24 protein-coding genes and 2 pseudogenes are annotated in these 26,710 nt (G+C 69.6%); 8 read left to right on the top strand and 18 right to left on the bottom strand.

Annotated elements, in window-relative coordinates; all coding sequences use genetic code 11:
- Positions 1-227: 227 nt before the first annotated feature.
- From OG966_RS08590 to OG966_RS08580, 3 genes and pseudogenes are all read left to right on the top strand, one after another.
- Positions 228-1,716, top strand: a pseudogene (locus OG966_RS08590) (helix-hairpin-helix domain-containing protein); the annotation flags it as partial.
- The gene (locus OG966_RS08585; RefSeq protein WP_326648854.1) at positions 1,713-2,708 is read left to right on the top strand and encodes a DNA polymerase Y family protein; all 996 of its coding nucleotides are present in this window, start codon (positions 1,713-1,715) and stop codon (positions 2,706-2,708) included. The pseudogene OG966_RS08590 and the gene OG966_RS08585, both read left to right, overlap by 4 nt.
- 130 nt (positions 2,709-2,838) lie before the next feature.
- Positions 2,839-3,729 (top strand): esterase/lipase family protein, encoded by an 891-nt coding sequence (locus tag OG966_RS08580; protein ID WP_326648853.1) that lies wholly within the window; start codon positions 2,839-2,841, stop codon positions 3,727-3,729.
- A gap of 77 nt (positions 3,730-3,806) precedes the next feature.
- On the opposite strand, the gene OG966_RS08575 is transcribed toward OG966_RS08580, so the two are convergent.
- The 3 genes from OG966_RS08575 to OG966_RS08565 form a co-directional block, all read right to left on the bottom strand.
- Positions 3,807-4,817 (bottom strand): lytic polysaccharide monooxygenase, encoded by a 1,011-nt coding sequence (locus OG966_RS08575; RefSeq protein WP_326648852.1) that lies wholly within the window; start codon positions 4,815-4,817, stop codon positions 3,807-3,809.
- 567 nt (positions 4,818-5,384) lie between these two features.
- Complete coding sequence (locus OG966_RS08570; protein ID WP_406732583.1) at positions 5,385-5,843, bottom strand: hypothetical protein; 459 nt, start codon at positions 5,841-5,843, stop codon at positions 5,385-5,387.
- A 60-nt stretch (positions 5,844-5,903) separates the two neighbouring features.
- Positions 5,904-6,230 carry a GNAT family N-acetyltransferase gene (locus tag OG966_RS08565; RefSeq protein WP_326655132.1) on the bottom strand — a complete coding sequence of 109 codons (327 nt, stop codon included), beginning with the start codon at positions 6,228-6,230 and terminating at the stop codon, positions 5,904-5,906.
- Between the two features lie 158 nt (positions 6,231-6,388).
- On the opposite strand from OG966_RS08565, the gene OG966_RS08560 reads away from it, so the two are divergent.
- Positions 6,389-6,883, top strand: coding sequence for a hypothetical protein (locus OG966_RS08560; protein ID WP_326648850.1), 495 nt, complete (start codon positions 6,389-6,391; stop codon positions 6,881-6,883).
- A 15-nt stretch (positions 6,884-6,898) separates the two neighbouring features.
- On the opposite strand, the pseudogene OG966_RS08555 reads toward OG966_RS08560, so the two are convergent.
- Positions 6,899-7,194, bottom strand: a pseudogene (locus tag OG966_RS08555) (transposase); the annotation flags it as partial.
- A gap of 108 nt (positions 7,195-7,302) precedes the next feature.
- On the opposite strand from OG966_RS08555, the gene OG966_RS08550 reads away from it, so the two are divergent.
- A complete protein-coding gene (locus tag OG966_RS08550; RefSeq protein WP_326648848.1) occupies positions 7,303-7,842 on the top strand; it encodes a hypothetical protein in 540 nt (179 codons plus the stop codon).
- A 104-nt stretch (positions 7,843-7,946) separates the two neighbouring features.
- Here the strand turns inward: OG966_RS08550 and OG966_RS08545 are convergent, their stop codons facing one another.
- The 3 genes from OG966_RS08545 to OG966_RS08535 all read right to left on the bottom strand — a co-directional run bounded on the left by OG966_RS08545 (position 7,947) and on the right by OG966_RS08535 (position 10,573).
- On the bottom strand, positions 7,947-8,705 hold the full coding sequence (locus tag OG966_RS08545; protein ID WP_326648847.1) for an MBL fold metallo-hydrolase: 759 nt from the start codon (positions 8,703-8,705) through the stop codon (positions 7,947-7,949).
- Between the two features lie 92 nt (positions 8,706-8,797).
- On the bottom strand, positions 8,798-9,775 hold the full coding sequence (locus OG966_RS08540) for a GlxA family transcriptional regulator (protein WP_326648846.1): 978 nt from the start codon (positions 9,773-9,775) through the stop codon (positions 8,798-8,800).
- A gap of 252 nt (positions 9,776-10,027) precedes the next feature.
- Complete coding sequence (locus OG966_RS08535; RefSeq protein ID WP_326648845.1) at positions 10,028-10,573, bottom strand: hypothetical protein; 546 nt, start codon at positions 10,571-10,573, stop codon at positions 10,028-10,030.
- Positions 10,574-11,210: 637 nt separating this feature from the next.
- Between OG966_RS08535 and OG966_RS08530 the strand changes: the two genes are divergently transcribed.
- Positions 11,211-12,110 (top strand): aminoglycoside phosphotransferase family protein, encoded by a 900-nt coding sequence (locus tag OG966_RS08530; RefSeq protein ID WP_326648844.1) that lies wholly within the window; start codon positions 11,211-11,213, stop codon positions 12,108-12,110.
- Between the two features lie 204 nt (positions 12,111-12,314).
- On the opposite strand, the gene OG966_RS08525 is transcribed toward OG966_RS08530, so the two are convergent.
- Positions 12,315-12,803: a DUF402 domain-containing protein gene (locus OG966_RS08525; RefSeq protein WP_326648843.1), complete on the bottom strand. Its 489-nt coding sequence runs from the start codon at positions 12,801-12,803 to the stop codon at positions 12,315-12,317.
- Positions 12,784-13,704 (bottom strand): GNAT family N-acetyltransferase, encoded by a 921-nt coding sequence (locus OG966_RS08520; protein WP_326648842.1) that lies wholly within the window; start codon positions 13,702-13,704, stop codon positions 12,784-12,786. Before OG966_RS08520 ends, OG966_RS08525 begins: the two co-directional genes overlap by 20 nt.
- 71 nt (positions 13,705-13,775) lie before the next feature.
- Between OG966_RS08520 and OG966_RS08515 the strand changes: the two genes are divergently transcribed.
- Positions 13,776-14,150, top strand: coding sequence for a GntR family transcriptional regulator (locus OG966_RS08515; RefSeq protein WP_326648841.1), 375 nt, complete (start codon positions 13,776-13,778; stop codon positions 14,148-14,150).
- 262 nt (positions 14,151-14,412) lie between these two features.
- On the opposite strand, the gene OG966_RS08510 is transcribed toward OG966_RS08515, so the two are convergent.
- The 5 genes from OG966_RS08510 to OG966_RS08490 form a co-directional block, all read right to left on the bottom strand.
- Positions 14,413-15,507: a DUF5925 domain-containing protein gene (locus tag OG966_RS08510; protein ID WP_326648840.1), complete on the bottom strand. Its 1,095-nt coding sequence runs from the start codon at positions 15,505-15,507 to the stop codon at positions 14,413-14,415.
- 86 nt (positions 15,508-15,593) lie between these two features.
- The gene (locus OG966_RS08505; RefSeq protein ID WP_326655131.1) at positions 15,594-16,370 is read right to left on the bottom strand and encodes a polysaccharide deacetylase family protein; all 777 of its coding nucleotides are present in this window, start codon (positions 16,368-16,370) and stop codon (positions 15,594-15,596) included.
- Positions 16,371-16,390: 20 nt separating this feature from the next.
- Entirely contained in the window at positions 16,391-17,398 is a 1,008-nt protein-coding gene (locus OG966_RS08500; RefSeq protein WP_326648838.1) for a glycosyltransferase family 2 protein, read from the bottom strand.
- The gene (locus OG966_RS08495) at positions 17,395-18,291 is read right to left on the bottom strand and encodes a glycosyltransferase family 2 protein (protein ID WP_326648837.1); all 897 of its coding nucleotides are present in this window, start codon (positions 18,289-18,291) and stop codon (positions 17,395-17,397) included. The genes OG966_RS08500 and OG966_RS08495 overlap by 4 nt, the downstream gene beginning before the upstream one ends.
- 426 nt (positions 18,292-18,717) lie before the next feature.
- Positions 18,718-19,092, bottom strand: a complete 375-nt coding sequence (locus tag OG966_RS08490; RefSeq protein ID WP_326648835.1) for a hypothetical protein — start codon at positions 19,090-19,092, stop codon at positions 18,718-18,720.
- Positions 19,093-19,256: 164 nt separating this feature from the next.
- Between OG966_RS08490 and OG966_RS08485 the strand changes: the two genes are divergently transcribed.
- Positions 19,257-20,066 carry an SGNH/GDSL hydrolase family protein gene (locus tag OG966_RS08485; protein ID WP_326648834.1) on the top strand — a complete coding sequence of 270 codons (810 nt, stop codon included), beginning with the start codon at positions 19,257-19,259 and terminating at the stop codon, positions 20,064-20,066.
- Between the two features lie 8 nt (positions 20,067-20,074).
- Here OG966_RS08485 and OG966_RS08480 read toward each other — a convergent pair whose 3' ends face one another.
- The 4 genes from OG966_RS08480 to OG966_RS08465 are packed head-to-tail and all read right to left on the bottom strand — an operon-like array spanning position 20,075 to position 26,482.
- Positions 20,075-21,751, bottom strand: a complete 1,677-nt coding sequence (locus tag OG966_RS08480) for a serine/threonine-protein kinase (protein ID WP_326648833.1) — start codon at positions 21,749-21,751, stop codon at positions 20,075-20,077.
- Between the two features lie 42 nt (positions 21,752-21,793).
- Positions 21,794-23,314 (bottom strand): HoxN/HupN/NixA family nickel/cobalt transporter, encoded by a 1,521-nt coding sequence (locus OG966_RS08475; RefSeq protein WP_326648832.1) that lies wholly within the window; start codon positions 23,312-23,314, stop codon positions 21,794-21,796.
- Positions 23,311-24,903 carry a tetratricopeptide repeat protein gene (locus tag OG966_RS08470; RefSeq protein ID WP_326648831.1) on the bottom strand — a complete coding sequence of 531 codons (1,593 nt, stop codon included), beginning with the start codon at positions 24,901-24,903 and terminating at the stop codon, positions 23,311-23,313. Before OG966_RS08470 ends, OG966_RS08475 begins: the two co-directional genes overlap by 4 nt.
- 52 nt (positions 24,904-24,955) lie before the next feature.
- Positions 24,956-26,482, bottom strand: a complete 1,527-nt coding sequence (locus OG966_RS08465; protein ID WP_326648830.1) for a DUF4331 domain-containing protein — start codon at positions 26,480-26,482, stop codon at positions 24,956-24,958.
- Positions 26,483-26,710: the final 228 nt, after the last annotated feature.

Here is a 26,710-nt window from a genome sequence, read left to right as displayed (position 1 = left end):
TTCTCAGGAGATTCGGCCGGTGCGCGATTGGATCACACTCGTGGCTGCGGTGCACCAACAATGATCTTTGACTGCGGATCACTGAGAAACTCATCGGTCGTCGCCTGTCCCTCCCTGAGGTATCGCATCGGGGAGAGTCACACACGTGCCTGACCGCGCGACCTACCAGCAGCTCAACAGCGACGAGCGGTGCAAATCCAGCCTCACCCCGTGGCGCGGCATCGATGCCGTTCATCGAGGCCCGGCACGGCCGGGCGGCCGTCCGCTATCCGCATCCGGATCTGGAAGGACCGCTGAAGGAGACGTACGGAGTGGTCGTCTTCCATGAGCAGATCATCGCGATGGTGCACATCATGACCGGCTGCGGTCTGGACGAGGCCGACCGGGTGCGGCGCGGGCTCTCCCACCCCGAGTCACAGGGGAAGATCAAGGTCTGGTTCGCGCGGCACGCGGAGGCGAAGGGGTACGGGCCGGAAGCGATCGCCCGTACCTGGGAGATCATCGAGGCTTTCGGCTCGTACGGCTTCTGCAAGGCGCACGCGGTGGCCTTCGCCGTGCCTACGTACCAGTCGGCGTGGCTCAAGGCGCACCATCCGGCGGCCTTCTACGCCGGGCTGCTCACGCACGACCCCGGGATGTATCCGAAGCGGCTGCTGCTGGCGGACGCGCGGCGGCGCGGAGTGCCGGTGCTGCCGCTGGATGTGAACCGGTCTGCGGTCGCTCACCGAATCGAACTGGTGTCCGATGGCGGGCCTGGGCCTGGAGTGTGGGGGCTGCGGCTCGCGCTCTCGGACGTCCATGGAATCAGCGGGGTGGAGGCGGCGCGGATCGAGGCCGGGCAGCCCTACTCCTCGCTGCTGGATTTCTGGCAGCGGGCCCGTCCGGGGCGGCCGGTCGCCGAACGGCTGGCCCAGGTCGGCGCGTTGGACGCCTTTGGCGCGAACCGGCGCGATCTGCTGCTGCACCTCGCCGAACTCCATCGGGGCCACCGGGGTTCCGGGGCGGGTTCAGGAGCGTACGGAAGTCAACTCCCTCCCTCACAGCTTTCAGCGTGGGAGGTACCCCCAGGCGAACGGGCAGAAGACTGCTCCGGTCGGTCTCCCGGACCTCGGCGACGCGGAACGCCTCTCAGCGCCGAACTCGGCGTCCTCGGCATGGACGCTTCCCGCCATCTGATGGACGATCACCACGCTTTCCTGAAGGAGCTGGGAGTGCTTTCCGCGCAGCGGCTGCGCTCGGCACGGCACGGGCAGACGGTGCTGGTCGCGGGTGCGAAGGCGGCCACCCAGACACCGCCGATCCGGTCCGGCAAGCGGGTCATCTTCACCACGCTCGACGACGGTACGGGCCTGGTCGACCTGGCCTTCTTCGACGACAGCCATGCCGCGTGCGCGCACACTGTCTTCCACTCCTGGCTGCTGCTGGTGCGCGGGGGTGGTGCAGCGGCGCGGACCGCGCAGCCTCAGCGTGGTCGGCGGGGCGGCCTGGAACCTGGCTGAGCTGGTGGAGCTGCGGCGCACGGGTGGGCTCGACGCGGCGGCGCGGCTGGCCGCGCCCGTACCTGTGGAAGGGGATGGGCCGGGCGACAACGGCCGCCGGATCCAGCTGCCGACGGGCTATGAGCTGAACCCCTGGGCGGATCTTCAGCCGCCGGGTGAGAAACAGGCCGCCACCGGACGGAAGTTGTGGCACCAGAGCCCTGGGAGCGCGGGATGATCCTCTATGTACGCTTCCGGCAGCCGCCGCCGCGTGAGACGGGGCGCGAGACGGGCGCCGGGGTCGAGGCGGCGCTGCCCGTGCTGCTCGGTCTGGCCGAGGACATCAGCCCCGTCGTGCAGGCGCTCCCGCCGGACGCCGCGCTCATCGATGTACGGGGCGCCGAGCGGTACTTCGGACGGGACGCGGCCCAGCTCGCCTCGCTACTGCGGGTGCGGGCCCTCGCGCACTGCGGGGTGGACTGCGTGATCGGGGCAGGACCGAGCCCGATGCTGGCCAGGATGGCGGCCCGGCAGGCCACGCCAGGGACGACCCTGGTGGTGGCGGACGACGAGGCGGCAGGATTCCTGGCCGGCAAACCGGTCGCCGCGCTGGACGGGGTCGGGACGGCGACGGCCCGCACCCTGTGCGCGTACGGCCTCGACTCCATCGGCAGGGTCGCCGGCGCGCCACTCGCCGTACTCCAGCGGATCGTCGGAGCGCGCGCCGGGCGCGAGTTGTGGGAGCGGGCGCACGGCATCGACCGTACGAAGGTCGTCCCGAACGCCACGGCACGCTCGATTGCCGCCGAACGCGCCTTTATGCGCGATGAGTTGGATCCGGTTCAGCACCGCAGGGCGCTGCTCTCGATCGCCGGGGAACTGGGGCTGAGGATGCGCGGGGAAGGCCAGGTGTGCCGCTCGCTGAGCCTCACCGTGCGGTACGCCGACCGGTCGACGACCACGCGTGCCCGCGCCCTGCGCGAGCCGACCGCTCACTCCGTGGCGCTCACCGGCGTCGCGTACCGGATCCATGAATCGCTCGGCCTGCAGCGGGCCAGGGTGCGGAGCCTGTCGCTGCGCGCGGAGGATCTGACACCTGTCGAACGGGCCGCGCGGCAGCTGACGTTCGACCCCGCGGACGAACGGGCGCGGCAGATCGAGGCGGTGGCGGACCGGGCGCGGGCCAGGTTCGGGTCGCAGGCGGTCGTGCCGGGCTCACTCGCCGCGTGACACTTGCTATTGACACATATTCAGTTTTTACCGGCACGTAACTTCCATTCCTTCGTTACTCGTGCGTAAGTTAGCGGCAGCGCCACATACCAGCCATCGCTACTCCCTTGAGCCGCAAGGAGACTGCTCGATGCTGCTCTGGAAACGTGCCCTCAGACCGCTGGCCGCTCTGTTCCTGGCCGCGGCCGTCACCCTCACCCCCGCCGCCGCCGCGCACGCCGATTCGGCCAATGCCGCTTCTGCGAATGCGGAATCCGCTCCCCACAGCGGATGGAACAACTACTCTTGCAAGCCCTCCGCCGCCCATCCCCGCCCCGTCGTCCTGGTCCACGGAACCCTCGGGAACGCCGTGGACAACTGGCTCGCCCTCGCTCCGTACCTGGTGAACCGCGGTTACTGCGTCTTCAGCCTGGACTACGGGCAGCTCCCCGGCGTGCCGCTCTTCTACGGCCTCGGCCCGATCGACAAGTCGGCAGAGCAGCTCGACACGTACGTCGACAAGGTGCTCGCCGCGACCGGCACGTCCAAAGCGGATCTCGTCGGCCACTCCCAGGGCGGCATGATGCCGCGCTACTACCTCAAGTTCCTGGGCGGGGCCGACAAGGTGAACGCGCTGGTCGGCCTCGGGCCCGACAATCACGGCACCACGCTGAGCGGACTTACCAAGCTGCTGCCGTACTTCCCCGGCGCCGAGGATCTGCTCAACACCGCCACCCCGGGGCTGGCCGACCAGATGATCGGCTCCGCCTTCCTCACCAAGCTCAACGCGGGCGGCGACACCGTGCCCGGCGTGCACTACACCGTCATTGCCACGCGCTACGACGAGGTCGTCACCCCGTACCGTTCGGCGTACCTGGTCGGACCGGACGTGCGCAACGTCCTTCTCCAGGACCTGTGTGCGGTCGACCTGTCGGAGCATCTGGCGATCGGGCTGTTCGACCGGATCGCCTACCACGAGGTGGCGAACGCGCTTGACCCGGCGCATGCGACGCCGACGAATTGCGCGTCGGTCTTCTCCTGAGATTCCCCAGAAACGCGCGACTGCGGTCCGTTTCCCCTCGGGGGAGCGGACCGCAGTCGTGTCTGCACTGCTGACGATCAGCGGCCGTGACGCCCGCCGGCTGCTGTCCTACGGCGGACGGTGCCGAACATCGCGGCGGCACCGATGGCGAGGGCGGCGGCGCCGCCGACGGCGATGTACGGGGTGTTGCTGCTGCCGCCGGTCTCGGCGAGGTTCTCGCTGCCCGCGTCCGGTGCGACGGCGGGCTCGGTGGCGGCGCCGTTGGCCTCGGGGGCGTTGACCGCCGGCTGCTCGACCGACTGCTCGGCCGGGGTGGCCGGAGCTGTCGAGTGCTCCGAGTGCTCGTCGCCGCCATGGCCGTTGTGGTCGACCGTGGACTTGTCCGTGCCGTCCGCGATCTCCTTGTCGGAGGGGGCGGAGGCGGCCGGGGCCGCACCGCCGGCGCTGCCGTTGTCCTTGCCGAAGACCACGTCGGAGCAGGTGTAGAAGGCCTCGGGGGAGTCGGAGCGCTGCCAGATGGAGTAGATCAGGTGACGGCCCGACTTGTTGGGGACGACGCTGTCGAAGACGTACTCACCGTTCACCAGCTTGGGGTTGGTGACCTTCGCGAACGGCTTCGCCTCCAGGTCCGACCACTTGAGGGCCTTCGACGGGTCGTAGCCGTCCTTGGTGAGGTACAGCTCGAAAGAACCCTTGTGCGGGGCGGTCGCCTTGTAGTGGAAGGTGTGATTGCCGGAGGCGAGCTTGGAGGACGGCCAGTCGCCGCGGGCCAGGTCGAGACCCTTGTACTTGTCACGGCCCGCGCTGCACAGCTTGCCGTCCGGGATCAACGTCTTGTGATTGCCGGCGGCGTTGGCGATGTTGACTTCGTTCCAGTCGTAGAAGGCCTGCGTCCCACTGGCCGCGACCGCCGCCTTGCAGGCTGCCGAGTCCGGGCTCTCCGGCCCTTCGGCGAAACAGGCGGACACCCGGCTGACCGGGTCCGTCATCGACCCGTGCGCAACGGCCGGAGCGGCAGCCAGCCCGGCCAACGCGAACGGCGCGAACCCGAGGGCGGCGACCGAGGCGACCATACGGCGAGCGGTCATGGTGACGTTCTCCTTCAAGCGGCATATGGGGGGACCCGGGGCAGGCTCGAACGGGCGGTGCGGCCCCCCGTAGGACTACTGCGCCGACTGTTCGAACCGGCCCCGGCGATCAGCAAGCTAGCCGCTGGGAACGCCGAAATCGCCTGCTGGGAGGGGGTGATGGCGATCCTTATGGTCGCTTTAAGGGGGAGGTAAGAGGGGGCTTAAGGAACGCTGCGGAGCGCACAGGCCTGACCACGAGATTCGGCGCTCCGTTGTCCGTGTCCGTCCATGGAGCTGCCTCGTGCCGCCGTGTTTGGCTCCGCTTGGCTCCCCACAGGAGAGGGCTGGAGTCGGCACCACGTGTGGCGAAGCACTGAACGTCCGCGAGTATCTCGGGCCCGAGAGAGGTTGGGTCTGCGTCGGGGATCCCGGTCCAGGCCGCCTGCACGGGGACGGCCCTGCACCCTGATCGCCCGGAGACGTGGGCCGATTGCCCCGAGATCAGGGCGCTCCCAGGGATGTCGCGCAGGCCCGAGGCGGCGCCGGCCCACCAAGCAGGTCAGATGGTGGCGGCGAAGGTCACGGCTACTGATCCCATGCGGTCACCAGGCCGTAGGTGACCAGACCGAAAACAAGGTGCGGTACCACGTCCGAGGCCCAGTCGCCGGCTGACCAGGTGCGAGGATCGCTGATCCCGAGGCGGGCAATCGGCACGTCGGCGACGACCATCACCAATGCTCCGGTAAGAGCCCCTCCCAACCACAGGGGCATCCGAGCGCCTGCCCGGTGGACCAGCGCTACAGCGGCGCCCGCCCCGCACCCCACGGCGACACCCGTCACTGCCGCGAGACCGATGAGCCGGTTGCCCTTTTCGGCCGAGTCCCGGAGCGGAAGCCCCATCCGGGTAGCGATCGTGTCCACCAAAGTCTCCGGCACACTGCTGGCGGGCCTGCCGCGCAAAGCCATGTCGGCATAGGACACGGCGTTCAGTGCAGTCGTCCCCGCGGCCCCCGCTGCGCAGCCGCGCACAATTGTTCGGATCATGCTCCACGCAATCCCCGCGGCTGCCCGCACCCAAACAGCCACAGCACCAGACCACTCGGATCACGGACGACGTGCGGCCGACTGGACGGGTCGACCGGACAGGCTCTCCGGTGTCCGCCGCCCCACTTCGCGCCCCTGAAAATCCATCACGCTCGCTGAAGAAGCGTGAGCGCCTCCTCTGGCACCGCCACGGGCCCAGTGCCCGCACCCCGCCCACGCCGCGAAGACCTCGGTGAACCCCAGGCGCCTGGGAATCGCGCCGCTGGCCGCGTTGGCCAGGTCGTGCACGATTTCCAGGCGCGCCACGTCCGGTAGCGCGAACGCCCCGGTGACCATGGCCGCTGTGGCCCTCGTCGCTATACCCCGCTCGATGGCGGCGGGGTGCAGCCAGTTCGGTCTTGCCCTCGTAGCGGCGGTGCAAGCGTCGGCACCCCGCTACCGAACTTGAATGGGTGTTGTGTGTGTGGGGGGGACCGTCGGACGGGCATGCTGTTTGGCGGCACTCCGAGTAGATCCAGGTGAAGCTCTCACGGCAGGAGGAGCGAGTGACTGGGAGCGAAGCGGATCTGCTGACGTTGCTGCGTGAGCTCGATGATCCGGAGTGGCTGGAGTGGCCGCAGCACTACAACCGCAGCGCGACCGCCCTCCTGTTCGGTGGCCTGGTGGTCCGGCTCGAAGGTGACTTCGCAGCTCGCTGCACGGCTGAGCAGGACTCCCAGGACTCCAGCGAGTACGGACGTGTCGTCGTACCCGCGGAAACAACCATCTGCGGGACCCGGATCGTCGTCAGCGTGAGCAAGTTCGGCTCCCTTGCTGAGGTCTGTGCTGAGAACCCAGGAGCTTTCTTCGGTACGGATGGTGCCCAAGCTGAGGGCGAGCTGGACGCCGCCGACCTCACCAAGGTCAATCGAGCGTTGGCCGACCTCGGGTATGTGGTGGTCCCCGAGGAGTTGCTGGAGTGCGACTACGACGGGCCTAGCCGACTGCCTGGACACGTTCAGCGACCCAGCTGGTGGCATCGCTTCTTCGGCACTTTCTGACGATCGTCCGAGGGGCAGACTGGTGCCGGCGAGGCATCCGTCGATCACGCGCGGCCGGTACTGGAGCTTGAGCTTCTTGAGCCTGCGCTTGACCGCGCGGGCGACCTCGGCGAGGTCGGCGGCGGCGAGGTTGCCGATGTCGCGCTTGACCAGGGACCAGATGCCTCGGCCGGGTTGAGGTCGGGTGCACAGGTGGGCAATTGGAAGATGGTGAGCCAGTCTGCATTCGCGGCGATGAACTCGCGCAGCGGACGGGCCAGGTGCAGCCGGACATTGTCCCAGACCAGCACGACAGGGCCGCCGAGCTGGATGCGGCACGGATGATCACCTCCGTTCTTACCTCTGAGGTGCCTCAAATAGCTTTGCGCAGGTCAGATCGTGTGATCCCCTGCGCAGAGAACAACAGGGGAGGGGTTGCGATGAGGCGAAGCATGCTCGCGGCGGGGGCCGTCATGGTGGTGGCGGGGCTGGGAATCGGTGCGTCCGGGGCCGCGGCGGCCGGACAGGCGCTGTCCGGCGGCGGGGAAGGGCCGGCCTATGCGCACGGCTTCTGGCAGGTGACCGCGGGCAAGGGTTACTGGTTCACCTGCCCCGCCTTGGAGAACACGTCGTCCGCGCCCATCGAGGTGATCGACGTGGAGCTGATCGACCCGCCCGCCGTGTGGAAGACCGGCCCCGCCCGTGCCATCAGCCTGACTGACGTCGGCGTCCTGGGGCTGGGCGCCTACGACGAAACGTTCGCCCAAGAGCCCGGCATGAACAAGGACTACTCCACCAGGCCCGTGCGCATCGCCCCCGGCGAACTGAGCCCCATCCACTACTACCTTCGGGCCGAGCCGATGACGGCTCCGGGCGCCGGGCACGCCGAAGGATGCCGATTCACCTACCGCTCGGGACACCGCGTGTACGTCGAGGACCTCGAAGCTGACTTCTCCCTCGACCCCGAGGACGCCTACTAGCGGGGCTCCAAGTGCGTTGAGAGGCGGTCCGACAGAGCCAGCCGGGTATTGACCGTTGTGGGCTGTTTGCAAGCACTTGTTTTGGGACCAGAGTTCCAAGCTGGTCAGGCCTCGTCGTTCTCCGTGCGGGTGGCTATCCGCCCGGCTGTTTCGAGCCGGGACAGGCGGTGGTGTTCCCGGGCGGCCCAACGTCGGACCCTGTCAGGCTCCAGCGGGGCGCCGTGTCCGACGTGGAGTCTGGTGGGGTTGAGGGCGAGCATCTTTCGCAGGCTGGCGAGGTTGCGCAACGGATCGTCGTGGAAGGGCGGGTTGGCCGGCCTGCCCGGGATGAGGCCCATGAAGGCGTTGGCGACCAGGTCACCGGCGACGAGATCCCCATGGTCGGTGAGGACGGAGATCGATCCGGCGGTGTGTCCGGGGGTAGGCATGATCCGGGCAGCGATCCCGAAGTCCTCCAGGTTCGTCTCGCCCTGGATCAGGACGCCGGGTTCGACGGGTTCGACCTGGGCATGGAGGTCTTTGTTCCGGTCCATGACGCGGCCCATCGGGCCGGTGGGCAGGTACGGTTCGCGGACTCGGCCGGTGCGGAACGGTCCCAGGTCGGCGACATGGCCGGCGACCGGCGCCCCGGTGAGGCGGTGCAGCTCGGCGGCGGATCCGAAGTGGTCGATGTGTCCGTGGGTGATGACGATCAGCGAGACGTCGGAAGGGTCCACTCCGTGCTCGGCGATCCGGTCGCGGATTCGACGGCCGCTGCCCGGTGTTCCGGCGTCGACGATCACCGGCCGCCGGCCCAGGAGCAGGTAGGCGTTGATGGCTGTTCGGCCCATGACCGGGATGGGGATGATCTTCGTGCGGGACATCGTGTCCTCCGAGGTGTGGTGGCTGCTGCCCGTGTGGGCATGCCTGGGATCCGCCGGGCGGTGATGGGCGGTCGGCGAGCGGTGCGCTGGATCTAACGGAAGCGGCGACGGTATTCGGCGGGAGTGGTCCCCAGTCGGCGCTGGAACGAACGGTGCAGGGTCTCTACAGAACCGAGGCCGCTGCCGGCCGCGACCTCCGGCAGGCTGTGGTCGCTCTCCTCCAGCAGCCGGCGGGCGGCTTCCAGACGGGCGGACTCCACGTAGGCGGCCGGTGTGGTGCCGGTGCGCCGGTGGAACAGCCGGGAGAAGTGGCGCACGCTGACGTGCAGCCGCGCGGCCAGAGCTTCGGTGGCGAGATCCGCGGTGAGGTGTTCACCGATCCACACGCGCAGGTCGTCGATCCGGTCGCCCGTGGAGGCCGGTACGGAGAGCGGCACACTGAACTGGCTCTGGCCGCCGGAGCGTTTGACATACATGACCATCATCCGGGCGGTGGCCAGGGCGAGATCCTGGCCGTGGTCCTCAGCGACCATCGCCAGCGCCATGTCCATCCCCGATGTGATACCGGCGCAGGTCCACATGTTGCCGGCCCGGATGAAGATCGGGTCCGGATCGACGGTCACCTGCGGGTACTCGGCGGCCAGTTGCGCCGCGGTGAGCCAGTGGGTCGTGGCGGACAGGCCGTCCAGCAGGCCGGCCGCGGCCAGCAGGTGCGCGCCCGCGCAGATCGAGCCGGTCCGGTGGGCCCTCGGCGCCGCTTCACGCAGCCAGTCTGTGATCTTGCCGTCGAGCACCGGCTCCACACCGTCCTCGCCCAGGCTGACCGCGCCCGAAACGAGCAGGGTGTCCACTCGGCCGTTCACCTCGTCAAGGGTCAGGTCGGCCATCAGCCGGACGCCGCTGGAGGTGGCCACCGGACCGCCGTCGGCTGTCGCGATCTGGACGACGTAGCCGGGCCGGCCGGTGCCGGCGACCCGGGTGGCGACTGAGAACACCTCAGCCGGACCTGTGACGTCGAGCAGTTCGACACCCGCGAAGGCGACTATGACGACTCTGTGCGGTTCGAGCATGCGCTGATCGTCTCGCCCCGTTGTAGCGACCGCAATGACCATGTTCTGTCAGATTCGGCCATCAGTAGGCAACAAGGCTCCAGAACGGAGCTGACTGCGACGGAGGGTCAGACCTGCAGAGTCGCCCGTCAGTCAGCCGCACATCGGCGCGAATCGGGTCATCCAGGATGGGCGGAGGCCGTAGCGCAGCGACGTGACAAGCGTGCGTCTTACGGTTCAGGCCCGATCGGCGGCGGATCCGTAGGCCACGCGCTACGGTGCCATCCCCCCGACCGCCGGCTGCCGACGCGCCAGATGGCCGTAGCCACCGGCGTGCCATACCCTCTCGCGAAACTCCTGAAGGCTGAGTAGCCGGGCCGGATCGCCGGGCGTGGCAGCGAAGTGGACCGTGCCGCAGCGCCCGCAGTACCAGCCCCGGGACCAGACCTGCTCGGCCGCCGGGCGGCCGGCCATCAGCCGCGCGAAGGTCGCCCGGCGCTTGGCGAGCAACACGAATATGGTCACTGCCGTCAGCAGCGCGAGCGCCGAGATCCAGCCGAGGAAGAGGAAGTCCGGCTCGGCAGGCGACGCCGATTCGTAGGGGTCGTACAGACCGTTCCCGTACGGGGACTCCGCGGACGGCTCGCGGGAATCGTCGCTGAACCAGTGGCCTGTCAGGGCTCCCGCGATGAACGTCCCGATGGACACCGCGACGGCGAGCACTCCGAGACACCCGATCCCGTAGGACGGCGGCTTCGGTGCGGGCGCCAGCGCGTCGGACAGCGCCGTGGTCACCTGCCGCGTGACTGTGTGCTGCATACGGTCGTCAGTGCGCGGAACCGTCTGCCTGACCTGGCCTCTCCCTGCCAGATAGGCAGCCGGGACGCCCAGGACCCGGTCCGCGTGACCGCAGCCCGGACAGGATTGCAACTGCGGTACGGCATCGTCGATGTCCCTCATGGTTTCCCCCGCGAAATCCTGTGGATCAATCGTCCGCACAGCGTAGTCAGCGGAGTTGGACCGTTCAGGGAAATCCGCGACGGGCCGGTCAGGGTTGGCTATCGGGTTCATGGCGTCCCGCTCCCACGCCCTCGACGGAGCCGGTGAGCGGGCCACCGGCCCAGCGTAGGTGCGACAGCGCGCGGCGACCTCCCCCGTGCCCCAGCGAACGCCGCACCGTTTTGATGGCCCGTCAGAGTCTTCGACGCCGACGCCCCATGAGGCGCCGGCGTTGATCCCCCGTTCGGCTTAATGCTTTGTTGCGCGCATTAAGCTGGTTGGGACACTAGTCGGACATGCATCCACGACGCAAACACAGGCCATGACATGGCGACCACCTCACGGCTCGGCCGCCAGGCCACGGAAATGAGTTGACGGGCCGCATCCCGAACCGTTTGCATCGACGTCGGCCTGCCACCCGACATCACCCCCCGTCACTCCGCCCCAGAAGGTGCTCATGTGCGCTGGCAAGATGCATGCCGACGAGGTCGACATCGACGAGTCTCTCGTGCGCCGATTGCTCGCCGCGCAGTTTCCTCAGTGGGCCGACCTTCCCGTCGAGTTGGTCGACTCCGCAGGCACGTGCAACGCCATGTACCGGCTCGGCGAGGACATGGCCGTGCGACTTCCCCGCGTCGAGTGGGCCGTCAGCGATGTGGAGAGGGAGTACCAGTGGCTGCCGCGGCTTGCCCCACCGCTTCCGGTTGCCATTCCCGTCCCGCTCGAGAAGGGAGCGCCCGCTGAGGGCTACCCCTGGCCTTGGTCCGTCTACCGCTGGCTCGACGGCGAGAACCCGGCCATCGGCCGCATCGCCGAACCCGCGCGGCTCGCAAAGGACCTGGCGGAGTTCGTCGCCGCGTTGCACCGGATCCATCCCGTGGACGGGCCTCCCGCGGACCGCGGCGTACCCCTGGCGATGCGGGACGCTCCGACGCGGGCCGCGATCGAGGAACTGCACGGAATCATCGACACCGACGCGACGAGCGCCGCGTGGGATGCGGCCCTGCGGGCCCCCGAGTGGACCGGCCCGGCCGTATGGGTCCACGGAGATCTGCAACCCGGGAATGTGCTGACAGCCCATGGACGACTCAGCGCCGTCATCGACTTCGGGTGCCTGGGTGTGGGTGATCCGGCGGTCGACCTGATCGTGGCGTGGAGCCTGCTGACCGCCGACACGAGGGATGTCTTCCGCGTCGGCCTGCAGGTCGATGACGCGACCTGGGCGCGAGGCCGCGGCTGGGCGCTGTCGATCGCGCTCATCGAGCTTCCGTACTACCGGGACTCGAATCCGGTGATGGCGGCCAACGCGCGACACGTGATCCACGAAGTACTCGTCGATCACGAGCACGCCCCGTAGCGAAGGGCCGAGGACCGGACTGGAGCGGAGGACCGAGGACGGACTGGAGCCCGTATCCGCGAAGTGGATACCGCCGCGCGCTGACCCGGCACAGGGAGCCGGCATCCGTCCCGCAGAAACCGCGCCTGCTCGCCTTCGCCGAGACGTATGCGGAGGAAGGGCTCTCGAGGCGTCCGATACCGCAAGCGGCCTCGCCGGCTACCGTCAGCTGTGATCGAGCAGATCGGTCAACTTGCCTCTGTGAGCCAGGATTTCCAGCTCGTCCAGGGCCCGGACCGCATGCTCTGCCGCCTCCGGGTCGCGGGCCGCGAGCCCGCTCGCCTCGAACTCGTCCTCGTCCAGGCGCAGTACGGACGATGCATCCGCCGACACCCACAGATCGAGGTCCAGGTCCTCGACCACCAGCTCGCCGCTGTCGAGGACGGCAGGGCGGGTGATGTCGCAGTACCAGCCCTTCAGCGTGCCGTCGCCGGTGCGGACCTCCTTCACCGCGTACCAGCGGTCCCGCCAGTAGTACTCGGTGAAGACATCGCCTGGCTCGAACCGTACGAAGCCGAAGTCGCGCGTCCCCGCGCCCGCCCACGGCGCACGGACCGTGACACGGTCGCCGTCGTCAGCGACCAGCTCGGCGGGATAGCGGATCTTGGTCTGACCGGCCTTGACCAGCCGCACCTCAACCGAGGGTGCGGACATGACGTACCTCCGTCGCGCAGATCTCGTAGCCGAACCACTTGTTGATCGCCAGCATGGGGCCATTGTCCGCGTCATTGCTGGTGAACGCATCCGTGTAGCCCGCAGCGCGGGCGCGGCGCAGCGAGTCGGTCTTGGCGAGCTTCGCGAAACCCCGCCCGCGATGGACGCGCAGCGTGCCCGTCATGCCGGACATATAGCGGGTGCTGCCGTCCGACTGGGCCGCTGTGAACGCAGCGATCTCGCCGTCCACCAGCACGACCGTGCTCAGCCCACGGTCCAGCAGCGGGTTGTTCCAGGTGTGGCTGATCCAGTCGTCGTAGTCGTCGAAGTCCGTGCTGATGTCGCTGGGCTCGTCCGAGGTGGCCTCGGCGTCCGCCCTGAACATCGGCCGCGGATCGGCCTCGAAGTCGGCGGCGGTACGCAGCTCGACGCCCGCGGGCAGCTCGGGCAGCGGCGGCAGCGTTCCGTTCGCCAGGTCAAGACGCTGGAAGTGGGCCGGACGGGTCGGCCGGTAGCCGCGCTTCTCCGCGAAGGCGCGGGACTCCGGATCATCCATCGCCCAGGCGTAGACGATCCTCGCGCCCTCGGCCGTCAGATGCTCCTCGGCGGTGCGCAGAATCAGCGCACCCGCGCCCTGGCCCCGGTGCTCGGGGTGGACGTGCGGAGTGACGAACGACTGACCCGGCTCGCTGGAGTCGTACGCGATGCCGGCATGGGCTGTGCCGATGATCTCCCCGTCCTTCTCGGCGATCAACAGCCGGTACTTCTTGGCCGGGTTGGCGGACTCCACACCGAAGACGACGGCTTCGGGCGTGGTCACCATGTAAGGGAGGGCGGCACGCCTGACGCGGGACACCGACGCGGCGTCCTCGAGGCGGAAATCGCGGACGATCAAGGTCATGGGTAGGGACGGTACGGGCCCGCCGGGTGGCGGCGCCTCTCATTTTATGGGCGGTGGGGGAGAATCGGCGGGTGACCTTGAAGATCGCCATTGATGCCGATGCGGATGTCGCTCCGTACGAACAGCTGCGTACCCAGATCTCCGGGCAGGCGCGGTCGGGCGCACTGCCGGTGGGCTACAAACTGCCGACCGTGCGGGGGCTCGCCGAGGACCTCGGGCTCGCCCCCAACACCGTCGCCAAGGCGTACCGCGCGCTGGAGACCGACGGAGTGATCGAGACCCGAGGCCGGAACGGCACGTTCATCGCGGCTGCGGGCGACGCGGCCGAGCGCCGGGCGGCCGCGGCCGCGGCGGTGTACGCCGAGCAGGCGCATCGCCTGGGCCTGACCCGCGCCGCCGCGCAGTCGGCGGTGGAGGACGCACTGCGCGCGGCGTACGGGAAGTAGGCGGACGCCGACGCCTCTTGCCGCACCGGGCACACGCGATCGGGCACACGCGATCGGGCTCACGCTGAGCGGTGACGAGGCCGTCGGCCGGCACCGGCCGGGCTCGCGCTGTACGAACTCGCGGCGCCGACTCGCGCGTCCGGCCGTCTCCGTACGAAGGCACGCCGTACGCGCGTCGTCCGGCTCGCGGTGTACCACGGCGGGGCGCCACGCCGACGCCGTACGACGCCGACGCGTCGCGCTCACGACACGCCACCCCTGCTCACAGGTACAAGCCCGCGTCCGCGCCGTCGCTCTGGGCCGGGACCGAAGCCGGGCTGTTGCCGCGGCGCAGCGCGTACAACTCGGCCAGCGTCGCGCCCTCGCGGCCCAGGCCGTCCTCCGTGCCCAGCCAGTTCACCGACTCCTTGCGGGTCAGCGAGCCCACCTCGATCCGGGCCAGACAGCGCCCCGGGCGGACCACCGCCGGGTGGAGGCGTTCCAGGTCCTCGTTGGTCGTCACGCCCACCAGGACGTTACGGCCCTGGCCCAGCAGGCCGTCCGTGAGATTCAGCAGCCGGGACAGCGCCTGGCCCGCGGTGTGCTTGGCCTCGCCACGGATCAGCTCGTCGCAGTCCTCGAGCAGCAGCAGCCGCCAGCGGCCCTTCGATGTGCCCTCGTCCTCGCCGATCGCGATGTCCATCAGATAGCCGACGTCGTTGAAGAGCCGTTCGGGGTCGAGTACGCAGTCGACCTGGCACCAGTCACGCCAGGAGCGGGCCAGGGTCCGCAGCGCCGAGGTCTTGCCGGTGCCGGGCGGGCCGTGGAGCAGGAGCAGCCGGCCGGAGATGTCGTCCGGCGTGATCTTCATCAGCTGGTCCATCGCATCGGCCACCGGCGCCGTGTAGTTGGGACGGACCTCCTCCCAGGTGCCCGCGGCGATCTGGCGCGTGGTGCGGTGCGGACCGCGCCGTGGCGAGACGTACCAGAACCCCATGGTGACGTTCTCCGGCTGCGGTTCCGGCTCGTCGTGGGCGCCGTCCGTCGCCTGGCCCAGGACCTTTTCGGCCAGCTCGGAGCTGACCGCGGTGACCGTGACGTCGGCGCCGCGGTTCCAGCGGGAGACCAGCAGCGTCCAGCCCTCGCCCTCGGCGAGAGTGGCGCTGCGGTCGTCGTCGCGCGCGGAGCGCAGTACGGAGGCGGCCGGCGGCAGCAGTGTGGCGCCGGGCTTGACACGGTCGATGGTGGAGCTGTGGGAGTACGGCTGCTCGCCCGTCGCGAAGCGACCGAGGAACAGCGCGTCGACGACATCCGAAGGCGAATCGCTGTCGTCGACGTTGAGCCGGATCGGCAGAGCGTCCTGAGGCTTGGCAGACATGCGCCCATGATCTGGCACGGGGCCGCCGAACGCACGGTGTTTTGACCGGTGGCGCGCCCGGGGGCGGCCCGCGGCCGGTTCCCGCATCAGCCACCGGCCCGGCGGAGCAGCCCGGCGGTCCTGCGGGCCCCGCGCACCAGCGCGTATCCCTTGGTGAACGCGCGGTCCTTGGCGAAGTTCCGGGCGATGGATCTGCCGACGACGAGCCGCTCGAACTCCTCGATGTCCGTGCCGCGCCGGACGGTCACCCGCTCCAGGGCATACGGGCCCTGCCTGCGCACGGCGAGTGCGTTTCCCACGGCGAGCGACTGGGCGAAGCCGGCCGCGCGGACCGTACGCCGTACCCGGCGGCTGGAGTAGCCGTAGGGATAGGCGAAGGAGACCGGTCCGGCGCCCAGTTCGTCGGCGATGATGTCCCGGCAGCGGACCGTCTCGTACCAGAGGCGGCCGTTGTCCAGCTGGTCGAGCTGGGGATGGGTGTGGGTGTGGCCGCCGATCTCCATGCCGGCGGCGGCCAGTTCGCGCACCTGGTCCCAGTCGAGCATGGTGTCGAGCGCACCGCCCTCGTGGTGGACGCCGCGCAGCCACCCGGTCGAGACGAACAGCGTCGACGCGAAGCCGTGTTCGGCGAGGACGGGGAGGGCGTGCCGGTGCACACCCTCGTAACCGTCGTCGAAGGTGATCAGCACGGGGCGGCGCGGCAACGGGCCGCCGCCCGACCGCCAGGCGGCGCCCAGCTGCGCGGTGGTGACCGGAGTGAACCTGCGCTCGCCGAGCAGCTCCATCTGCTCGGCGAAGGCGTCGGGTGAGACGGAGAGACCGAACGCGGCCTTCGCCGGGCGGTGTCCCACCGCGTGGTACATCAGGATGGGTACCGGCTGGTTCACTCGGGTTCACCTCGCGATTCGGCAAGGGGACCGGACGAGAACGTGGCGCCGCCCCGGCGGGCCCGTACGCTCCCCACCACATAGCCGCCCGCCGCCGCCGCGATCCCGGTGACGATCGCGCCCGCCCGGCCCGCACCGCCGCGTCGCCCCAGCACCATGTCGCGCAGCCCGCGCACGACCCCGGCCGGCAGGACCCGCGTGGTGTAGCGGCGCTCGGACTCGAGTCCCTTGGCCGCGCCCACACTCCGGGCCACGAGTGCCTTGGAGAGGCCCTCGGCGTAGGCACGGGTGCGGAAGTAGCCGAACCGCTCCCGGACGGCAGGCACCTTGTGGTGGATCACCGCGCGGTCGTCGATCAGGAGCACCGCGTCCGGCAGCGCCTTGGTGAGCCGGATGCACAGCTCGGTCTCCTCGCAGCCCAGCGGCCGTTTGTCGCCGTCCCGTCCGATTCCCGTGGCGAAGCCGCCCGAGGCGTCGAAGGCGCTGCGCCGGAAGGAGGCGTTGCCGCCCAGGACGTTGCGGACGCGCACTTTGCCGTGCGGCAGCCCCCGGTATGTACAGCCGACGACCCAGTCGAACTCCTCGGGGAACCAGACCGGTCTGCGGCCCGAGGCCCAGGCGGCCATCGTCCGCCCGCCGACGGCCATCACCGACCGGTCGTCGTACCCCTCGGCGAAGTATCGCAGCCAGTCACGCTCGGCCACGGCGTCGTCGTCGAGGAAGGCGACGAACTCGCCGCGGGCGGCGGCGATCCCGGTGTTGCGGCCCGCGGAGAGGCCGCGGGGGCCCGCGTTGGCGAGCACCCGCACCTCCTCACGTTCTGCCGCGCTTTCCTTGTACTCCCTGCCGAGCCGTTCGAGCAGCGCCGCGTTGTGGTCGACCACGAGCAGCGTCTCGAGCGCCGGCAGTGACTGCGTCCGCACCGAGTCGACGGCCGCCAGGATGTCCTCCCAGCGGTCCTCGGTGTAGACGCAGATCACCACGGAGAAGGCGCGGTCGCTCAAGATGCCTCTCCCCGCGGAATCCTGAGGCTGAGCGTCGCCGACGCACGGCGGCGGGCTGCTCTTCGCACGCCTTTCTCCTTGAGGATCACTCTGAGGACCCGCAGTCCGTCCCGTACGGCACTGAGGTTGCTGACGCCATGGATGCGGAGGTACTCGTGGCTGGGGACCTCCTGCACCCGCAGCCCGGCCTTGACGACCCGGATGTTCATCAGGGTCTCGATCTCGAAGCCGGTGCAGTCCAGCGTGATGCTGTCCAGGCAGCGCTTCCAGAAGGCGTTGTATCCGTAGCAGAGATCGGTGTAGCGGGCCCCGAACTTGGCATTGACGACGGCGCACAGCACCCAGTTGCCGAGCTTGCGGACCGGAGTCATGTCGTCCGTGCCGCCGCCGTTGGCGAAGCGTGATCCCTTGGCGAAATCGGCCCCGGACACCAGTGCGGAGACATACGAGACGATCTCCTGGCCGTCGGCGGATCCATCGGCGTCGATCATCACGATGATGTCGCCTGTGCAGGCGGCGAATCCGCTGATGAGGGCATCCCCTTTGCCCTTGCCGACCTGCTTGACGACCTTGATATCCGGCCACAGTTCGCGGGCGACCTGGACGGTGTTGTCGCTGGAATTCCCGTCGACCAGAACGACTTCGTGAATCCAGTCGGGAAGGGTCTTGAACACGTACGGAAGATTCTCCGCCTCATTCATGGCGGGGATCACGACGCTCACGGGCGGAGTGATCGCGAGATGCGAGGAGATCGGGCGGTAGTTGGCGGATATTCGGCCGACTCCGCTCGCCGGTCCTTCCGGATCGATGGCTGTTGCGGCGCTGTCCCCATGGTGCGACGGTTCGGTGAACGGATCTTGCCCCGGAGCGGCCGGGCGCAGGACTGAGCTCATGAGTCTGTTTCCCTCTCCACCGGTGGACCGCCCGCCCCCGGGCAGTCCGGATGAGTGTCCGGTTCGAAAGGGGGGTACTTCTCACCCCGGCCATGACGGCATAACGCTCCCTGTCTGGTGGGTGAGCTGGCAAAACAGGCCGCGCGGCGTACGGCTCGGAATGAGCTCGAAAACCGAGCACGGCACCCCCCTACCGCGCCCCGCTCCGGATCCATCGCGACGCTTGAGCCCTCCCCTAGAGCCGCTTTGCATGATGAACCGTTGCGGGTGGATGTACGACGGTATTGATGAATAAGACTGTATGGCAAGACCTGAAGCATGACCCCGCTTTTTTACTTTTTTGTTCTACTTCATCGGTCAGATGCGGAACCGTCCTGATCGGATCCTCTTGATCCCTTTCATCAATTGATCAGCGGGATTGGTGAGTTACGGCTTCCGTATTTGCCGACCGAGTGCCCAGAGGAAGAGCAGAGCGGTGATCGCGGCCACCGTGATGATCCCGCCGCCGACCGTCAGGGTGTGCAGGGAAGACCTGGTCTGAGCGACCAGCAGATCGATGACGAGCGCCCCTGCCGCGGCGGTGATGGCGCGGGCCGCCGGGGCCTGCCGTGACAGCACCGCGGCGATGCCGCAGGCCGGTCCGGCAAACAGGAAGAAGAGGATGAACGGCGCGCGCAGCGGCGACCGCACGTCGGCGAGCGCCAGCGCGACGCCCACTCCGGAGATGGCGACCGCGATGCCCGCGAGCACCGGCAGCAGGTCTGTCCGGACAGTTGCCGGCTTGTCTCTGATCGTCCGCATGACCGACTCGCCCCCCAACGCGTCGGATGTCGAGTCTCAATGCTGCGCAGTCGGCGACGCTCCGTCAAGGAGCTCTCACGGAATCTTCTTGGCATGGACACTTCCGGTGAAGTATGGGGCCTGCTACGAAAGTTGTGGCAGAGATCCTGCTAAAGGGAGGTTCCATGAAACTGTCCCGAATCGCGGCATTCTCATCCTCACTCCTCCTCGGCGCCGTCCTCGCTCTCACCGGAGCGGGCCAGGCGCAAGCCTCGGAAAGCGCCCTGGCGCTGGACTATGTGGCCCTCGGAGACTCCTACTCATCGGGTCTCGGGGCCGGCGGTTACGACAGCGCAAGCGGCGACTGCAAGCGCAGCAGCCGTGCCTATCCCAGGCTCTGGGCGGCCGCGCATTCACCCTCGTCGTTCGCGTTCACCGCTTGCTCAGGCGCTCGTACGGGTGATGTCACAGCCGGTCAGCTCGCCCCGCTCAACTCCGCGACCGACCTCGTCTCGATCACCATCGGCGGCAATGACGCAGGCTTCGCCGACGTCATGACCACCTGCGTCCTGCAGTCCGAATCCACCTGTGTCAACCGGATCAACCAGGCGAAGAGCTACGTCGACTCGACCCTTCCCGGCAAGCTCGACTCGGTCTACTCGGCGATCAGGTCCAAGGCCCCGGCAGCCCAGGTCGTCGTCCTCGGCTACCCCCGCTTCTACAAGCTCGGCGGCAGTTGCATCGCCGGACTGAGCGAGAACGAACGGTCCGCGATCAACGGGGCCGCGGACTATCTCAACGCCGCCATCGCGAAGCGCGCCGCCAACCACGGCTACGACTTCGCGGATGTCGCCCCCACCTTCACCGGACACGAGATCTGCTCCGGGTCGGCCTGGCTGCACAGCGTCAACTGGCTCAACATCAGCGAGTCCTACCACCCCACCGCGTCCGGACACTCCGGCGGATACCTGCCCGTCTTCGCCTCCCACGCCTGACCTCCCGGTCAGCCCGACCCTGTCGTTCCATACGTGTTCGGCGTGTAGGAGCCCCCATCCGTCGGGGTCTCCTGCTCGCATGTGACCGAGAAGTCGATCCAGTTGGAACGCACCTCGACCGGACTCCGGATCTCCACCCGGATCTGGTCGTGGTGCGTCCCGTTCGCTCTGTAGGTCAGCTCGATGTGGTTGACCTGCCGCTGCTTGCCGCCCCCCGCTTCGAAGTCCAGCGTCTTCCAGCCGGAGTCGGAGCTCTCCCCACTCCTGGTCGCCCAGCGGTATTCGACAGCCGCCGGAGTGCGGCCGACCGTGATCGTCGCCCGGAAGGCCGGCGCCTCCGCCTCGGGCGGCGGACAGCTGCCCGAGTAACTTCCGTGCACGGTCCGGACGTACACCTTCACACTCTGCGGCGGCGTGTGCGCACCGCCGCCGTTGCCGCCGTTGGACCCATGGCCCGCGTTGGCCGACCCGCCGTCCGTACCGCCACCGCCCGTGCTGCCGCTGTCCGTTCCACCGCCGTCCGTTCCGCCGCCCGGGGCACTGCTGCCGGGACTGGCGGTGCCGGCACTCCCGCCCGCGGGCGCCGTGCTGCCGCCGTTGTCCGATCCGCCCGGGTTCTTGTCCTTGTTGACCAGAGCCCAGGCGAGGCCGCCGATCGCGAGGAGCAGCACTGCCGCACCGGCGACCAGCACCGTGGCCGCCCGCCGCGAGCGGTCGTGCGGCACATCCGTCGTCGCGGTGGTCGCGGGCGTCGGCGGCGGACCGAACCGCCCGGGCGCCGGGGCCGGTGCGGCGGACGAGGCCGTCACCGTAGGGCTGTACGGACCGGGGGAGGGCGGCGGAGCGGTACGCGCGCCGCCACCCGCGCCCACCACCCGCAGCAGATGCTCGGCTTCCTCCGCCGGGAGGCGGTCCGCCGGATCCTTGCGCAGGAGTCCCGCGATGACCGGCGCCAGGGCACCGGCCCTGCGCGGCGGCGGCAGCTCCTCGTCGACGACGGCGCGCAGCGTGCTCAGCGGAGTGTTCTGCCGGAAGGGGGTGTTGCCCTCGACCGCGGCGTACAGCAGTACCCCGAGCGACCACAGATCCGACTCGGGCCCCGGAGTGCGCCCCAGCGCGCGCTCGGGCGCGAGGAACTCGGGAGAGCCGATCAGCTCGCCCGTCATCGTGAGATTGGAGGTTCCCTCGACCGTGGCGATCCCGAAGTCCGAGAGGACCACCCGGCCGTCGTTGGCGATGAGTACGTTCCCGGGCTTCACATCGCGGTGCAGCACACCCGCCTCGTGCGCGGCGCGCAGGCCCGCGAGGATCTCGGCGCCGATGTGGGCCGCGCGCTGCGGGGTGATCGGTCCCTCCGCGTCGAGCACATCGGAGAGCGCGAGCCCCCGCACCAGCTCCATCACGATCCATGGCCGGCCGTTCTCGGTCGCCACGTCGTAGACGGTCACCACATTGCGGTGCGAGATCCGGCCCGCCGCCCATGCCTCCCGCTCCAGGCGTGCGTAGAGCCGCCGCTCGTCGGCATCGCCGAGACCGGCGGGAGCGCGGACCTCCTTGACCGCGACATCGCGTATCAGCACTTCGTCACGGGCCCGCCACACGGCGCCCATCCCGCCCTCGCCCAGCGGGCTCAGCAGGCGGTAGCGCCCCGCGACCAACCGCTCATCGCCCGGCACTTCGCTCACAGCGAGCCCCCATCCGTAGCAGAGCAACTACCCCAAGTTAGCTCACGCAAGGGCTGTTGCCGCCCCCTTGAGCGCCAATCCGCATCCGAGGGCGAGCACCACGCACGCCGTGCCGAGCGGCAGTACGCGCTGCACGGAAGAGAACATCTTTCCCTTGCGAAGGCTTCGTTCGCCGAGAAGGCGGGAGGCGCGTTCGCCGAGCCGGACGGCTGCGAAGCCGGCGGCGGCGAGGGTGAGGGCGAGGCCGGCGCCGTACGCGAGGACGAGCAGCAGACCGAACCAGGCGCGGCCCAGGGCCGCGGCGCCGACGAGCACGACGACGGCGGAGGGGCTGGGGACGAGTCCGCCGGCGAAGCCGAGCAGGAGGGTGGAACGGAAACTCAATGGACGGTGGTCGTGGGTGTGGCCGTGGCTGTGCCCGTGCCCGTGGCTGTGCCCGTGCCCGTGGCTGTGCCCGTGGTCGTGACTGTGCCCGTGGCTGTGCCCGTGGCTGTGTCCGTGCGCATTGCCGCGGTTCCGCCAGGCTCTGCGCACCAGCACCGCTCCCGCCACGGCCACCAGCGCTCCGCTCGCGACGCCCAGCCACGCCACCACGGACGGCGCGGCCGCCGAGCCCGCTGTGATCAGCGCGCCGAGCGCGAACACTCCGAGCGTGTGCGTGACCGTCACCGACGCGCCCAGCGACAGGACGTCGCGCAGGGAGTTGCGCCCGCCGGCCGCCGCGGCTGCCGCCATCACGGTCTTGCCGTGGCCCGGCGCGAGCGCGTGCAGCGCACCGAGCAGCAACGCGGTCGCCAGGGCCAGCGCGGCGAATCCGGCCGTCAGTTCGCGCCGGGACACCAGCCCGGTCAGCGCCTGCGTCCAGCGGTCCGCGCCGCGCGGCAGTACGGAGGCCGGAGCCACCGCCTCCCCGGGCCGGTCCGCCACCGCCGGGGCGCCGCCCGGAGTGACCGAGAGCTCGGCCGCCCGCTGGTCCGGCGCAGAGGAGAGCTGGCCGTTCGGGTACACCGTGAGCCGCCGTGACGTTGTTGCCTTCGGTACGTCGGAGGAGGCGAGCGTCATCCGGTCCCCGCGGGCCGCGATCTCCCGCCAGCCCGGACCCTTGTCGCCGCCCGGCGCCCGGAAGACGATCGTCTGCTGCCCTTCCGGCAGGGCGGCCGTCAGCCTGCACTCGACCCGCAGAGTCGGCAGCCCGGCCTGTCCCGGGCGTACTTCGGCGCTGCTCGCGCCGGGTGTGAGCGCGGCCGCGTGCCCCTCGACGGTGACGTGGCCGTCCCGCGCCGCATCCTGGCAGCGGCCCCTGGCCCAGGCGGACAGTTCACCGGTGGACATCTTCCGGTCGCCGTCGCGGTCGATGGCGGAACGGGCCTGGGCGGCGGGTATCTCGGCCAGGTCCTCGACATGATCGACGCTCAGCAGTTTCGGGGCGACAAGGAGCCCGTCGTACCGGTTGACCGTGAAGTTGCCCAGGGGGTGCGCGGCGGCCGTCCCCGCGGGCAGCAGCGCAAGCGCCGCCCCGGCAATGAGGACCGCCGCGCCGGCGACGGTGGTGCGCCTCCTCATGATGCCTCCAGTGCCTTCAGCGCGGCACGAGCCGCACGCGAACCGTTCGGTGAGAAGCCGGGGTTGACCTTCAGGGCGGCCGTGAGCGAGGTCCGGGCCGCCGCGATCCGGCCGGCGGCGCGTTCGATCATGCCGCGGTGGTAGAGGAACACCGCGTTGCGGCAGCCGGGCGGTGCGGACTTCCCGATGTACGAAAGCGCCTCGGCGGAGCGGCCGTTCACCTGCAGAGCCCACGCCAGGGCGTCAGCGGTGTGCACGGTCTGCCGCTGCTTCCACTCGGCGCGTGCGGCGCGCAGCGCCTCGGGCCGGTCGCCGTGGTCCGCGAGAGCCAGGGCGGTGTCCAGATCGGTGTCCACGCCGTTGGCGCGGGCCAATTCGGTCCAGGTGCCGATCAGTTCGTACTGGGCCCGGGCCTCGGCCGTACGTCCGCGGGCCTCGTACACCTCACCGAGCGCCACCAGCTGTCCCGGCAGCGGCAGCCGCTCCACCACATCCTCGAGCCCGCGCTCGGCGCTCTTCGTGTCGCCCTGCGCGGCCTGGACACGGGCCCGGCCCTCCAGGGCGGGCAGATATGCCGGATCAGCGGCCAGCGCGGTCGCGAACCGGCGCAGCGCGGGGGCGTATGCGCCCTGGGTCCACTCCAGTTGGCCCAGAGCGGTGGCCACGTACGCGGTGTCGCCGGGGGAGACGGCCGAGTCCAGTGCGAGGCCGAGCACCCGGCGGGCGCCCGCGATGTCGCCGCGCAGCTCCAGTACGTACGCGTAGCGCGTGAAGACGGGGATGCCGGGGCGGCGGCCGTCGGCCTCCTTCGCCGCCGCCAACGCCTTTGGATAGCTGCCCAGTTCGACAAGTGCGTCGATCCGGGAGGCGAGAGCCCGCTCGCTGAACGGATTGACCTTCAGCGCCGCTTCCGCGTCCCGCAGCGCGCCGCGGAAGTCGTGCCGCGCCGCCGCGAGCGCGGCGCGCCCGGCAAGCGCCGAGTCGTTGTCCTGCGGCTGGAGGGCGAGGGAGCGGGCGAGTGCCTTCTCGGCCTGCGGATACCGGGTCGGGTCGCCGCCGGTCCTGGCCTGCTCCACATAGGCGGTGGCCAGGGTCGCCCACCCCCGGGCGTCCTTGGGCTGGGCCCGCAGATGCGCCTGGAGGCCGGTGACCCCGTGCGCGAGGTCACCGGTACCGATCCGGTCGAACGGCGCGTCGGCCGCGGGCGCGGCGGTGCGGGTGGTCGGGGGCGCCTCGTCCGCCCGTCCGAAGGCGAGAGCGCCCGCGGTGAGCACGAGCGCGAGCGCCGCGGCGGGCAGAAGAACGCCCCGGACCCGCCCGGCGGACCGGACCTGGGGGCCCGCCCCAGGGCCGGCGGAGGTGCCGGCTTCACGACTTCCGCCGGAGCCGTCGGCGAGCGCCGCCTCGGCACGCCCGCTCGGCGTCTCCGCCTCGAGCCCGGCCGGTACCACCGGGTCGAGCCCGGCCGGTTCACCCGCCCCGCCGCGCCGGGTGAACCGGCCGGCGAAGCGGGCACCTACGCGCCCCGACGGGGCAGGATTGCCGGGGAGCGGCGGTGGCGCTCCTGCTCGCGCCCTGCGCAGGGACATCTGTCTGCCCTTTCCGTTCGTAGATCCGTCGAGGCGATGGGTGCCGGGCGGCTCAGCTGTACACGTTGCGTCGCCGCATCCGCCACCAGGTGAGGCCCAGGCCGATCAGCAGCACTCCCGCACCCGCGGCGACCGCCGAGGCGATCAGCGTCGTGCTGGTGTCGCTGCTGGAGGCGGCCCCTCCGGTGAGCAGGTTGCCCGCGGCGTCCTTGGTCCCGGCGCCCTTGGCCAGCGGGCCACGGGAGCCCGACGTCGGCAGTGCCAGGTACGGGAAGGAGTGGCCGAACTTCTGGTCGTTCGCGTCGACCGCGTCGCCCAAGTCGTTCTTCTGGCCGAGCAGTTCGCCCTCCACGGCCTGGAGCGCGATGTCCAGAACGTCGTCCGTCAGCCGCCGCCCGTTGGGGAATCCGGCGTTGTCTCCGTCCAGTACGCCAAGCCTCTTGGGCTCGGCCGTGGGCGCGATGGAGGTGTTGAGCCGCAGCGCCTCCGCCGGGCGGACGTGCGGCGGCTTGTTGAGCTTGTCGACGCCGGTCAGGAACACCGAGACCAGGTCGTTGCGCGGTTCGGCGGGGGCCTTGATCTTGTAGATGCCCTCGATCAGCTTCGGCAGCTCCGGCTGGGTGACGAACTGGAGGAAGTCACCGTCGTTCCACGGGTGGGACGCGTTGAACTTGTCCTTGGCCTTCACGGGTATGACGACCTCGTTGACCAGCGGCATACCGAGCCGGGACACCTGGGCCCAGTGACCGCTCGCGCTCTTGCGCTGGGTGGTCGTCCAGATGCCGACGATCGGCTGCTTCTCCGACTGCCGGATGTACGCGGTCGGCACCTGCAGTGCGAGGGAATTGACGCTGTAGCCCTTGAGCGTGTCGTTGCCGACCTCGGTGAGGTTGGCGCCGTAGAGCAGGTCGAAGACGCGCAGGTCGGCGAAGAAGGGATCGTCCGCCTGGCCCGCGAACGCCGTTGATCCGCCCGGGATTTGGCGCACGGCCTGGTCGCGCAGTTTCTGGTAGTCCGGCATGGAGGCCTTGCCCACGTTCGACGGTGCCACCGGCAGATCGTCGGCGATCTTCGTGGTGTGCATCACATGCTGGTTCTTCAGCCTCAGCAGTTCGATGTCGTACGTCTGCGTGATGTTGAGGTCCGGGTCGTCGAGTGACGTGACGGGACCGGTGTTGAAGAGGAACGTATTGCCGTTCTTGACGTGATCCTTGAAGGTCCACCGGTAGATCAGGTCGCCCTGGGCGTCGCCGTCACTGTCGATGTGGACGTCGTACTGGGCGTCGTCGGCGAACTTGAAGAAGTTCGGGCCGCCGGCCGGTTCCTGGAACGGCAGCACGTTGGCGACGAGCGTGGTGGTGTCCGGCTTGTCGGGGCTGACGAACGCGTACACGTCGGTGTTGTCGTACTGGGGCTGTCCGGAGATCAGCGGGGCCTCGCGGTGGCTGGAGGCCCGGGCGGTCCCGGGTTCCGCGCCGGTCAGGCCGGAGGCCACCAGGGCTCCGGTAGCCAGCGCCACGCAGGTGAGTGCGGCGAGCCTGTTGAACCCCCGCCGCCCGCTGCTGCTGATTGCGGTCATCGAATCCGTCCTTCGGGAGTGCTGGTCGTGCTTCGATGCCAGCCATTCGGTGCGGAGAGCCGTTCGGATTGGTCGCTGGGGAAGAAAGTTTTTTCGCTGACGAACTGTCCAACTCACCCTGGAATCAGGTGTATTCGGTGACTATTCGTCAACCTTCGTACAGGTGTGGTGAATCCCGTGGGCGGGATACACGAGTGTCCCGGCGGAGCGATAGGGTTAACCTGCCCG

Source organism: Streptomyces sp. NBC_01750 (assembly GCF_035918095.1).
Lineage (GTDB): Bacteria > Actinomycetota > Actinomycetes > Streptomycetales > Streptomycetaceae > Streptomyces.
Note: the sequence above shows the minus strand (reverse complement) of the source record. Positions and strands in the feature narration are given on the sequence as shown.

Bases quoted from the DNA above. Each gene is read 5' to 3' on its own strand.
- OG966_RS08585 (WP_326648854.1), top strand. From the start codon at position 1,713: ATGATCCTCTATGTACGCTTCCGGCAGCCGCCGCCGCGTGAGACGGGG.
- OG966_RS08580 (WP_326648853.1), top strand. From the start codon at position 2,839: ATGCTGCTCTGGAAACGTGCCCTCAGACCGCTGGCCGCTCTGTTCCTG.
- OG966_RS08575 (WP_326648852.1), bottom strand. From the start codon at position 4,817: ATGACCGCTCGCCGTATGGTCGCCTCGGTCGCCGCCCTCGGGTTCGCG.
- OG966_RS08570 (WP_406732583.1), bottom strand. From the start codon at position 5,843: ATGATCCGAACAATTGTGCGCGGCTGCGCAGCGGGGGCCGCGGGGACG.
- OG966_RS08550 (WP_326648848.1), top strand. From the start codon at position 7,303: ATGAGGCGAAGCATGCTCGCGGCGGGGGCCGTCATGGTGGTGGCGGGG.
- OG966_RS08545 (WP_326648847.1), bottom strand. From the start codon at position 8,705: ATGTCCCGCACGAAGATCATCCCCATCCCGGTCATGGGCCGAACAGCC.
- OG966_RS08540 (WP_326648846.1), bottom strand. From the start codon at position 9,775: ATGCTCGAACCGCACAGAGTCGTCATAGTCGCCTTCGCGGGTGTCGAA.
- OG966_RS08535 (WP_326648845.1), bottom strand. From the start codon at position 10,573: ATGCAGCACACAGTCACGCGGCAGGTGACCACGGCGCTGTCCGACGCG.
- OG966_RS08530 (WP_326648844.1), top strand. From the start codon at position 11,211: ATGTGCGCTGGCAAGATGCATGCCGACGAGGTCGACATCGACGAGTCT.
- OG966_RS08525 (WP_326648843.1), bottom strand. From the start codon at position 12,803: ATGTCCGCACCCTCGGTTGAGGTGCGGCTGGTCAAGGCCGGTCAGACC.
- OG966_RS08520 (WP_326648842.1), bottom strand. From the start codon at position 13,704: ATGACCTTGATCGTCCGCGATTTCCGCCTCGAGGACGCCGCGTCGGTG.
- OG966_RS08510 (WP_326648840.1), bottom strand. From the start codon at position 15,507: ATGTCTGCCAAGCCTCAGGACGCTCTGCCGATCCGGCTCAACGTCGAC.
- OG966_RS08505 (WP_326655131.1), bottom strand. From the start codon at position 16,370: ATGTACCACGCGGTGGGACACCGCCCGGCGAAGGCCGCGTTCGGTCTC.
- OG966_RS08495 (WP_326648837.1), bottom strand. From the start codon at position 18,291: ATGAGCTCAGTCCTGCGCCCGGCCGCTCCGGGGCAAGATCCGTTCACC.
- OG966_RS08490 (WP_326648835.1), bottom strand. From the start codon at position 19,092: ATGCGGACGATCAGAGACAAGCCGGCAACTGTCCGGACAGACCTGCTG.
- OG966_RS08485 (WP_326648834.1), top strand. From the start codon at position 19,257: ATGAAACTGTCCCGAATCGCGGCATTCTCATCCTCACTCCTCCTCGGC.
- OG966_RS08475 (WP_326648832.1), bottom strand. From the start codon at position 23,314: ATGAGGAGGCGCACCACCGTCGCCGGCGCGGCGGTCCTCATTGCCGGG.
- OG966_RS08470 (WP_326648831.1), bottom strand. From the start codon at position 24,903: ATGTCCCTGCGCAGGGCGCGAGCAGGAGCGCCACCGCCGCTCCCCGGC.
- OG966_RS08465 (WP_326648830.1), bottom strand. From the start codon at position 26,482: ATGACCGCAATCAGCAGCAGCGGGCGGCGGGGGTTCAACAGGCTCGCC.